This window comes from Bradyrhizobium sp. BRP56, assembly GCF_020194035.1.
Taxonomy (GTDB): Bacteria; Pseudomonadota; Alphaproteobacteria; order Rhizobiales; family Xanthobacteraceae; genus Bradyrhizobium; species Bradyrhizobium australafricanum.
Window position 1 is genome coordinate 73,690 of the sequence record NZ_JADYVV010000039.1, and the last position, 10,374, is coordinate 84,063.

11 protein-coding genes are annotated in these 10,374 nt (G+C 64.3%); 6 read left to right on the forward strand and 5 right to left on the reverse strand.

Going from position 1 to position 10,374, the window contains the following annotated elements:
- Positions 1-51: 51 nt before the first annotated feature.
- The 5 genes from I6F38_RS25685 to I6F38_RS25705 form a co-directional block, all read right to left on the reverse strand.
- Positions 52-1,653: a TRAP transporter large permease subunit gene (locus tag I6F38_RS25685; RefSeq protein WP_225162307.1), complete on the reverse strand. Its 1,602-nt coding sequence runs from the start codon at positions 1,651-1,653 to the stop codon at positions 52-54.
- Entirely contained in the window at positions 1,650-2,189 is a 540-nt protein-coding gene (locus I6F38_RS25690) for a TRAP transporter small permease subunit (protein ID WP_028334243.1), read from the reverse strand. Before I6F38_RS25690 ends, I6F38_RS25685 begins: the two co-directional genes overlap by 4 nt.
- Before the next feature lie 342 nt (positions 2,190-2,531).
- On the reverse strand, positions 2,532-3,566 hold the full coding sequence (gene moaA / locus I6F38_RS25695) for a GTP 3',8-cyclase MoaA (protein WP_225162308.1): 1,035 nt from the start codon (positions 3,564-3,566) through the stop codon (positions 2,532-2,534).
- Between the two features lie 255 nt (positions 3,567-3,821).
- Positions 3,822-4,301 (reverse strand): hypothetical protein, encoded by a 480-nt coding sequence (locus tag I6F38_RS25700; protein WP_225162309.1) that lies wholly within the window; start codon positions 4,299-4,301, stop codon positions 3,822-3,824.
- 161 nt (positions 4,302-4,462) lie between these two features.
- Entirely contained in the window at positions 4,463-5,143 is a 681-nt protein-coding gene (locus I6F38_RS25705; protein ID WP_225162310.1) for an HAD-IA family hydrolase, read from the reverse strand.
- A gap of 76 nt (positions 5,144-5,219) precedes the next feature.
- Here I6F38_RS25705 and I6F38_RS25710 point away from each other — a divergent pair, with 76 nt between their 5' ends.
- The 6 genes from I6F38_RS25710 to I6F38_RS25735 all read left to right on the forward strand — a co-directional run bounded on the left by I6F38_RS25710 (position 5,220) and on the right by I6F38_RS25735 (position 10,098).
- Positions 5,220-6,053 (forward strand): SDR family NAD(P)-dependent oxidoreductase, encoded by an 834-nt coding sequence (locus I6F38_RS25710; RefSeq protein ID WP_225162311.1) that lies wholly within the window; start codon positions 5,220-5,222, stop codon positions 6,051-6,053.
- A gap of 113 nt (positions 6,054-6,166) precedes the next feature.
- The gene (gene rpiA, locus I6F38_RS25715; RefSeq protein ID WP_225162312.1) at positions 6,167-6,859 is read left to right on the forward strand and encodes a ribose-5-phosphate isomerase RpiA; all 693 of its coding nucleotides are present in this window, start codon (positions 6,167-6,169) and stop codon (positions 6,857-6,859) included.
- Between the two features lie 23 nt (positions 6,860-6,882).
- On the forward strand, positions 6,883-7,416 hold the full coding sequence (locus tag I6F38_RS25720) for a DUF2059 domain-containing protein (protein ID WP_225162313.1): 534 nt from the start codon (positions 6,883-6,885) through the stop codon (positions 7,414-7,416).
- A 215-nt stretch (positions 7,417-7,631) separates the two neighbouring features.
- Complete coding sequence (gor, locus tag I6F38_RS25725) at positions 7,632-9,017, forward strand: glutathione-disulfide reductase (RefSeq protein ID WP_225162314.1); 1,386 nt, start codon at positions 7,632-7,634, stop codon at positions 9,015-9,017.
- Between the two features lie 460 nt (positions 9,018-9,477).
- Entirely contained in the window at positions 9,478-9,687 is a 210-nt protein-coding gene (locus I6F38_RS25730) for a DUF2934 domain-containing protein (protein WP_092084379.1), read from the forward strand.
- A gap of 57 nt (positions 9,688-9,744) precedes the next feature.
- A complete protein-coding gene (locus I6F38_RS25735) occupies positions 9,745-10,098 on the forward strand; it encodes a cupin domain-containing protein (protein WP_225162315.1) in 354 nt (117 codons plus the stop codon).
- The last annotated feature ends 276 nt before the right edge of the window (positions 10,099-10,374 follow it).

Consider the following 10,374-nt stretch of genomic DNA (forward strand, 5'->3'; position numbering starts at 1 on the left):
CGTGCCTCGCGCCCGAAAATGCTCCAGGCACGCCGAGTGCGCCGAGGCCGGCTATTGCTTCGGCTGGCCGAAGTCGAGCGGCGGCAGGTCGATCTGCGGCACCTCGATCTTGACCTTGTTGAGGTCGACATCGAGCGGCTTGTCGAGCAAGCCGGTGACGACGACCGGGAACGCGATCACCAGTGCCACCATGATCGCCTGCAGGCCGATCCAGGGCATTGCGCCCCAGTAGATGTCGGAGCTCTTCACTTCCTTCGGCGCCACGCCGCGCAGATAGAACAGCGCGAAGCCGAACGGCGGATGCAGGAACGAGGTCTGCATGTTGACGCAGAGCATCACGCCGAACCAGATCAGTGCGGCGTCGGGGCCGACCACCGGCGCCAGCACCTTCTGCGCGATCGGCGCGATCATCGGCAGGATGATGAAGGCGATCTCGAAGAAGTCGAGGAAGAACGCCAGGAAGAAGATGAACAGGTTGATGAAGATCAGGAAGCCCCAGACGCCGCCGGGCAGCGAGGTCAGATGGTGCTCCAGCCAGGTGCCGCCGGATACGCCGAGGAACACGACCGAGAAGCAGGTCGAGCCGATCAGGATGAAGGTGACCATGCAGGTGATCCGCATGGTGGTCTCGTAGCCCTGCTTGATCAGGTCACGCAGGTCCCGGATCTTGACGGCCTCGAGGCAGATCCAGACCACCGCGGCGTAGGTGATCGCGAAGGCGAGCTTGAAGATCAGGTTCTCGCTGTAGAGCATCGCGATGATGGTGCCGATGCCGCCGGCGATCACGCCTGTTATCAGCACCTTGTTGCCGGTGGCGCTGAAATCCTTGTGGTGGATGGCGGCGAGCACGATGGCGCCGACCGCGCCCATGGCGCCGGCTTCCGTCGGGGTCGCAAGGCCCATCATCATGGTGCCGAGCACGACGAAGATCAGCACCGCCGAGGGGATGATGCCGAGCAGGCACTTCTTCCACAGCGCCCACCCGGTCAGCGTGCGCGCCTCGATCGGCACCGCGGGGACATGGCTCGGCTTGAAGATGCCGAGCAGGAAGGTGTAGCCGGCGAACAGCAGGATCTGGAACACCGATGGGCCCCAGGCGCCGAGATACATGTCGCCGACCGACTTGCCGAGCTGGTCGGCGAGCACGATCAGGACGAGAGAGGGAGGGACAAGTTGCGTGATGGTGCCGGAGGCGGCGAGCACGCCCGTGATGTAGCGGATGTTGTAGCCGTAGCGGATCATCACCGGCATCGAGATCAGCGCCATCGCGATCACCTGCGCCGCCACCGTGCCGGTGATGGCGCCGAGGATGAAGCCGACGATGATCACGGAATAGCCGAGGCCGCCGCGGATCGGGCCGAACAGCTGGCCCATCGAATCCAGCATGTCCTCGGCGAGCCCGCATCTCTCCAATATCGCGCCCATGAAGGTGAAGAACGGGATCGCCAGCAGCAGCTCGTTGGACAGCACGCTGCCGAAGATGCGGCCCGGGATCGCCTGCAGGAAGTTGAGGTCGAAGAAGCCGAGATAGATCGAGAGGAACCCGAACGACAGGCCGACCGCGGCGAGCGTGAACGCCACCGGATAACCGATCAGCATCGCTACGATCAGGCCGCCGAACATCAGTGGCGGCATCATCTCCAGCGTGATCATTGAGTCGGCCTCTCATACTTCGCGTCGATGGTCACGTAGCCCTGCAGCGCGGCGATCCGCTTGATCACCTCTGAGACGCCTTGCAGCGCAAGCATCACGAAGCCGGACGGGATAACGAACTTGATCGGCCAGCGCAGCAGGCCGCCGGCGTTGCCGCTCATCTCGCCGACCGCATAGGCCTGGTAGAAGAACGGCCAGGACAGATAGGCGAGCAGGAGGCAGGCCGGGATCAGGAAGAACAGCGTTCCGATCAGGTCGAGCCAGAGCTGGCCGCGTTCGGACAGCATCAGATACATGATCTCGACGCGGACATGCTCGTTGCGCTTGAAGGTGTAGGAGGCGCCGAACATCACGAGGATCGCGAACATGTACCACTGCGCCTCGAGCCAGCCGTTCGACGAGTAGCTGAACGCGTAGCGGATCATGGCGTTGCCGGCGCTGACCAGGCACGAGATCAGCACCAGCAGGTTGCAGATGTAGCCGATCTTCTCGTTGAGTTGGTCGATGGCCTGACTTAATGCCAACAATGGGCGCATCACGATCTCCACGGTCGCGCCATCCGCGCGCCGAATATCTCTTCAAGCATCATCTGGCCGCCGCGCGCATGCGCACGGAGCCACGGCTCACTTTCAGGAGCAGTTGCAAACGTTCGTCCTCCCCCGAAATCCGCTTCAGCCGTTCTTGGCTGCCGGGAATCGTCGACAGGAGCCGACGGAGGGCAGCGGCCTATGCTGGCCAGACTAGCGTGAAAGCTGATTCACCAAATCAGCGCCATGGAACGCCGTCAATCGGAAAATGGACAAATTGACGCCGAGGCAAACTGTTGTCCCGCCTTGGTAATCGGGGGACAGGCCGCGCGTCGGGAGGGAGCTTGAAGACTAGCCGCCGGTTACGCTCATGTGGCGGCTGACGCTCGGACGGTTGTGGCGGCGGTCGATGATGAAATCGTGCCCCTTCGGCTTCAGTCCGATGGCGCGGTCGATGGCCGCCGCCAGCAAATCGTTGTCGGCGGAGGCACGCAGCGGCCGGCGCAGATCGGAGGCGTCCTCGTGGCCGAGGCAGGTGTGCAGCGTGCCGGTGCAGGTGATCCGCACCCGGTTGCAGGATTCGCAGAAATTATGGGTCATCGGCGTGATGAAGCCGAGCTTGCCGCCGGTTTCGGCGACCCGGACGTAGCGGGCGGGGCCGCCGGTGTCGTCGGACAGATCGGTCAGCGTGTAGTGCTTCTCGAGCCGCGCGCGCAGCAAGGACAGCGGCACGTACTGATCGATCCGGCCTTCGCCGATGTCGCCCATCGGCATCACCTCGATCAAGGTGAGGCCCATGCCCTTGCCGTGCGCCCATTCCATCAGCGCCGGAATCTCGTCCTCGTTCAGGTTCTTCAGCGCGACCGCGTTGATCTTGACCGCGAGTCCCGCCGACCGCGCCGCCTCGATGCCCGACAGCACCTTGTCGATGTCGCCCCAGCGGGTGATGGCCCGGAATTTTACGGGGTCGAGCGTGTCGAGCGAGACGTTGACGCGGCGCACGCCGCAATCGGCCAGTTCCTGGGCGAAGCGCGCCAGCTGCGAACCGTTGGTGGTCAGCGTCAATTCGTCGAGTGCGCCCGTGGTCAGATGCCGCGACAGCGAGCGCACCAGGCCCATCACGTTGCGGCGGACCAGCGGCTCGCCGCCGGTGAGGCGGATCTTGTGCACGCCCTTGGCGACGAACGCCGAGCAGAGGCGGTCGAGCTCTTCCAGCGTCAAGAGATCTGCCTTCGGCAGGAAGGTCATGTCTTCCGACATGCAGTAGAAGCAGCGCAGGTCGCAGCGGTCGGTGACGGAGACGCGCAAATAACGGATGGTCCGGCCGAACGGATCGGTCATCGGACGAAACAGCGTGTCGGAATGTGCTTGCGTGGATCCGTTCATTCAGTTCGGGCCTTGCAATCTGTTTCCTGCCTGCCGCGCCGTGATCGGCTCCAGCATCCGCAATCTATGCATGTTGGCGCGTTGTCACAATGCGTCCCAAGGGATGATCGTATGGATGATCCGCAACATGCAAAGCGATAGGCGAGGCATATCGCGCGATGCATGATCGCAATCGCGGATGTGTCTCGGCTAAATACAAAAACCCGGCTTTGGGCCGGGCTCTTGTGCAGTGCAAATCCGGTGCAGCCGCCCGCGCTAGCGCGACGGAGCCGCGGCCGGCGCAGCCGCGCTCGGGGCGGGGAACGCGGAGTCTGGAGCGGCGGCAGGCGCCGCAGCGGCAGCCGGTTTCGGCTTCTTCTTCCGTATCGGCTTCTTCGCCGCGCGCGGCGGCGGTCCGGCCGGCTGCAGCTCAGCGAACACCGGACTCGGATCCAGCGTCGTGGTGGCCGGCGTGGTGAAGTCGCCGGGAACGCGGGTCACGGTGACCGGAACCGTCGCCGGCTGGAACTTCGGCATGTTGAAGGTGACGGAGAAGTTGGTCTCCGGCGCCGGGATCGACACGGTGCAGGGCGTCTTGCAGCCCGGCCCGAGCGAGGTCACGGCATCGGCGCCCGGCGGGCTCGAATCCAGCTGCACCGGCATCGGCGGTGGCGCCGACTTGAACGAATCCAATGAGAAGGAGGAGCAGCCGGCCAGGCTCAGCCCGGCGGCCGCAATCACGATGATACGATGCATGATCCACACTCTACTGCGGCAATCAGCCACAATCCCCGGAGCGGACCATAGGTGCGTCGGAACAGAGGCGCAACAGCAGGGGCCCTGTTCGTTAGCGGATGGTTAATGGCAGAATCGCATGGCTGAATATTATCAAGCGATATCAGTATGTTGTGGAAAGTTTATGCCGCGCTCAGGCTGGCGACGGCGTCCGGCAGATCGCGCATATGGCTGATCAGCCGGTCCGGCTTCAGCTCGGTCATCGGAACGTCGGTATAGCCAAAATCGACGCCGATCACCGGGACCTGGGCGCGCCTTGCGACCCCGACATCGGGGCCGGCATCGCCGACCATGATGGCGCGGGGCAGCCGGCCGCCGGCGCGGGCCACCGTCTCGCGCAGGAACGTCGGATTGGGTTTTGCGATGCCGAAGGTATCGGCGCCGCAGATCGCGGCGAAGCGCTTGGTCAGGCCGAGCCGGTCGAGCAGCAGCTTCGACAGCCATTCCAGCTTGTTGGTGCACACCGCAAAGCGATGGCCCTTTGCCTCGAGCCGGTCGAGCGCGGCCTCGAGCCCGTCGAACGGGCGCGAGCCGTCGGCGATATGCTCGGCATAATAGTCGACGAAATCCGCGGTCAAGCGGTCGAGGTCACCGACGCTGACCGCGCGTCCTTCCACCTCGAGCCCGCGTTCCAGCAGCTTGCGCGCGCCGGCGCCGATCATGTTGCGCGCGGCCGCCAGCGGCACCGGCCGCAGGCCCTCGCGGTCGAGCACATGGTTCAGCGCGCCGATCAGGTCAGGCGCGGTGTCGACCAGCGTGCCGTCGAGATCGAATACGACGATGGGGGGAGAGGAGGCGGACATGATGCTTTTGGCTATCGGGCCGGGCGCTGCGATGCAAGACTAGATATGGGCACGTCACGAAATAGGGCAGGCTGAGATGCGGGAACTTGTCGGAAAAGCCGCTTTTGTCACCGGCGCGGCCAGCGGAATCGGACTTGCGATGGCAACCGCTTTCGCCCGCGACGGCATGAAGGTGATGCTCGCCGACATCGAAACCGGTCCGCTGGACGAGGCCGTCGATGCGCTGCGCGCCGGCGGTGCGGATGTTCACGGCGTGGTCTGCGACGTTGCCGATCCCCTAAGCGTCGATCGCGCGGCGGAGGCGTCGTTCCGCGCCTTCGGCAAGGTCCATGTCGTCTGCAACAATGCCGGCGTCGCGGCCGGCGGCGGCATTGACCCGATCTCGGTCGACGACTGGCGCTGGGTGATCGACGTCAATCTGATGGGCGTCGTGCACGGCATCAGGAGCTTCCTGCCGCACATCCGCGGGCACGGCGAGGGTGGCCATATCGTCAATACGGCTTCGATGGCCGGGATGAATGCCGGGCTTGGCTTGAGCCCGTATTCGGCGACCAAGTTCGCCGTCGTCAGCCTGTCCGAAGGGCTCGCCATGCAGCTCAGGCCGCTCGGGATCGGCGTCAGCGTGCTCTGTCCGAGCTTTGTGCGGACCCGGATCGGCGAGAGCGGGCGCAACCGCCCGGAGCAGTACGGCCCGACCCGTCAGCTCGATCCGGCAAGCCCGATGGCCGCTGTCGTCGCCGAGATCGCGCGACGCCTGGAGGCCGGTCTCGATCCGGCGTCGGTCGCAGGGCAGGTGCTGGCCGCGATCCGCGACGACCAGTTCTACATTTTCACCCACCCCGGGATGCGGGCCGAGGTCGAGGAGCGCTTTTCGGCGATTTTGGCCGCGATGGACGCCGTTTCGGCCTAAAGACTGGTCCGCTTGCCGCTATTCCTGCCTGCAAAACGACGCTAGATATGCGCCCGCCGGGCCACCCGATGGCGGCCCGTAACGGACAACCGAGGGGCTATCGGCACGTGGACATGGACGCACTGAAACGCCAGGCGGCGGCGCGCGCGCTCGAAGAGGTACGCGACGGCATGAAGCTCGGGCTCGGCACCGGATCGACCGCGAAGCATTTCGTCGAGTTGCTCGGCGAGAAGGTCCGGTCGGGCATGAAGGTGATCGGCGTGCCGACCTCGGAAGCGACCCGCGCGGATGCGATCCGCTGCGGCGTTCCGCTGACCACGCTGGACGAGATCGACCATCTCGACCTCACCATCGACGGCGCCGACGAGATCGACCCGGCGCTCAATCTGATCAAGGGCGGTGGCGGCGCGCTGCTGCGCGAGAAGATCGTCGCGGCCGCCAGTGATCGCATGATCGTGATCGCCGACGACAGCAAATGGGTCGACGTGCTCGGCCGCTTTCCGCTGCCGGTCGAGGTGATCCCGTTCGGGCTCGCCGCAACGCAGGCCGCGATGGCGCGGGCGTTCGCCGAGGCCGGCGTGTCCGGCGAAATGCTGATCCGCAAAGGCAAGGACGGTCACGTTTTTGTCACCGATGGCGGCCACTGGATCATCGATGCCCATCTCGGCCGGATCGGCGATCCGCCGCGTCTTGCCGGTTTGCTCAGCGTGATTCCGGGCGTGGTCGAGCACGGCCTGTTCATCGGGCTTGGCAGCGTCGCCGTGCTGGCCGGCGCGCAGGGAATTCGGGTTGTTGAACGGCCATGAGGCCGCAAGCAAGGAGACTTGGAATGAAGCGTTTTTCGGGACTTTTGTCGGCTGCGGCCCTGGCGGCTGGACTGGCGCTCGCACCGGCGATGGCGCAGCAGCCGCAGCTGCCCCCCATGCCCAAGGACGTCAAGCAGTCGACCCCTGCGGCGATCGGATACGCCAAGGAAATCCTGACGATGAAGAACGTCTCGGTGATGTATGCCGGCGCCGTTCCGGGCATCATCGAGAAGACCAAGACCGGCCTGCTGCAGCAGTACCTGAACTACCAGAAGGATCTCAACGAGGTCGCGCTGGTCATCGCCAAGAATCTGGCTGGCAGCGAGAAGGAGATCGGTGAGGGCATGGCGCAGCTCTACGCCGCCGAGTTCACCGAGCAGGAGCTCAAGGATCTCGTGATCTTCTACAAGACGCCGCTCGGTCAGAAGCTTTTGACCTCCGAGCCCAAGGCCATCAACGATTCGCTGCAATATATGCAGCAGTGGGCGCAGCAGTTTGGCGTGATCGTCAACGCCCAGTTCAAGGCCGAGATGAAGAAGCGCGGCAAGGATATCTAAACGACGCCTCAGCATGACGGGCGTCAAGTTGAGTGCGCCGCACTATCTACGTCATTGCGAGCGAAGCGAAGCAATCCATTGTCCCACAAGCGGAGAGATGGATTGCTTCGTCGCTATCGCTCCTCGCAATGACGGCGGTGAAAGACTAGATGCCCTCAAGATGAGGGAAAGCAGTTGATCAAGCCGAATTCCGGCGATTAGAGCTGAGATTTACCATGGCCGAGTTTGACGTCGACCTGTTTGTCATCGGTGGTGGTTCGGGCGGCGTTCGTGCCGCCCGCATCGCCGCGGGTTACGGCGCGAAGGTCATGGTCGCCGAAGAGTACCGGATGGGCGGCACCTGCGTGATCCGCGGCTGCGTGCCGAAGAAGCTGTTCGTGATCGGCAGCCACGTCCACGACGAGATCGAGGACGCGGCCGGCTTCGGCTGGAGCATCGGGCAGGTCTCGTTCGACTGGGCCACGCTGGTCGCCAACAAGGACAAGGAGATCGCCCGGCTCGAGGGCGCCTACACCACCAACGTCGAGAAGTCGGGCGCACGGATCGCGAAGACCCGCGCGGTGCTGGAGGATGCCCACACCATCAGACTCGCCACCGGCGAGAAGGTGACGGCGAAGTATATCCTGATCGCCACCGGCGGCGCGCCCAATCACGGGCCGATCGTGCCCGGCATCGAGCACGTGATCTCCTCCAACGAGGCGTTTCACCTCAAGGAGCTGCCGAAGCGGATCGTGATCCAGGGCGGCGGCTACATCGCGCTGGAATTCGCCGGCATCTTCGCCGGCTTCGGCTCCGACGTCACGGTGATCTATCGCGGCGACAACATCCTGCGCGGCTTCGACGAGGATGTGCGCAAGCATGTCCGCGCCGAAATGGAGAAGCGCGGCATCACCATCATCACCGGCTGCACGGTGGCGAAGATCGAGAAGCACGGCCGTGACTTCACCACGCACCTGTCGAGCGGCTCGAGCATCGCCTCCGACCAGGTGATGTTCGCGATTGGCCGGCATCCCAATATCGCCAATCTCGGGCTCGAGACCGCCGGCGTCGCCATCAATCCCGCCAATGGCGGCATCCAGGTCGACGGCTGGTCGAAGACCTCGGTCGACAACATCTACGCGGTCGGCGACGTCACCCACCGCACCAATCTGACCCCGGTTGCGATCCGCGAGGGCCATGCCTTCGCCGACACGGTGTTCGGTAAGCGCCCGGTCGAGGTCGACCACGCGACGATCCCGACCGCGGTGTTCTCGCAGCCGGAGGTCGGCACCGTCGGACTCACGGAAGAGGAGGCGCGGGCGCAGTTCAGCCACGTCGACATCTACAAGACCGATTTCCGCCCGATCAAGGCGACGATGTCCGGCCGCGACACCCGCGTGCTGATGAAGCTCGTGGTCGACGGCGCGAGCGACCGCGTGCTCGGCTGTCACATCGTCGGCGATGGCGCCGCCGAGATCACCCAGGCCGTCGCGATCGCCGTCAAGATGAAGGCGACCAAGGCCGATTTCGACGCCACCATCGCGCTGCATCCGACCGCCTCCGAAGAGCTGGTGACGATGCGCACACCGACCGCGCGCCACGTGCGCCAGGCCGCGGAGTAGCGGTAACCCGCGGGCCGGCGCTGCCGTCCTGGCGTTCTCCTGGCGATGGGGAACGGGGAATGAGCGCTGCCTGACAGCCCAACGCCGCCCGCTTAAAATACATGCGGACGGCGCTGTCTCTAGCCCCAGGAAGGTTGGCAAAATCCTGATGAGTTTTTGTCTGCGGAAGCGGGGCAAAGGTTTCATACCTCAGAAGGGGTAGCGCGCCTCCGCAAGACCGGCGCCGACGGCCGCGCTTCGTGCCCGGGAACTAGGGCACCCTTGTTGACATGTACATCCACCCGGGACTTTTCCTCAGGGCCGCTTCGCGCGCTCAAATCGAACGCGTTTTCGCGCAGCGGCGCTTGTGCACAGGCGACGCGCCACCAGTGCGCGGCCGTCTCGCGCACCCTGGAACCTTGCGCTATGCTGTCCGTTCCACTCTCAAACAGTTTGATGTCTCAAATTGAGGGAGCCGCGCATGAGAGGCCCAACCGAGCAGGAGATCCGGACCCGCGCCTACGAATTATGGAAGGACGCCGGCGAGCCGCCGGGCAAGATGGATCAGCTCTGGTATCAGGCCGAAAAGGAACTGCTGGCGCGGCGGGCCACCAACGGCGAAGCGCCTTGCGACATCAATAGGCACAATGGGCCGAGTGCGTATCCGGAGAGGCTAAGGGGCGTGCATTGAGTGCGTCGCACGGCTGAGCTAACGAGTCCGGCAGGCTGGCCCGGACCCGGAGGCATCATGAGCGGCGCGATCGATCTTTGGCAGAAACTGTCGACATTCAGCGATCACTGGTCGCCGCGCACCGTGGCGCAATTCAATGCCTGCGACGTGATGGTGGTGAAGGTGCAGGGCGAGTTCGTCTGGCACAAGCATGACGACACCGACGACTTCTTCCTCGTCCTGAAAGGCATCCTCGACATCGAGCTGCGCGATCGGACCGTCACGCTGAAGCCAGGTCAGATGTACATCGTGCCGAAGGGCGTCGAGCATCGCCCCGTCGCGCGGGAAGAGGTACATCTGTTGTTGATCGAGCCGGCGGGGACACCGAACACAGGTGACGCCGCGACGGCTGCGCCGCGGAAGCTGGTGTGAGACTGGCAGGATGGGTGGAGCGAAGCGATACCCATCATCTTGACTGCGAATCCGAGTTGAAGAGCAAAGCTCGGGCAATTCATGTCGCGAGAATGCGAATGTATGACTCACCGGCAGCGCAATACATGCGGTGTCGTCCCTGCGAAAGTGTTTGGTCCCTGCTGATTGGTTTGATGGAATCGGTGTAGAACGAGGCGTGGCCTTTGTCAGGGAGCACCTCGGGTCATGGAACTGAGCCTGCACGCGAACGCCACGACGACGCCGAAGACGCGCGCC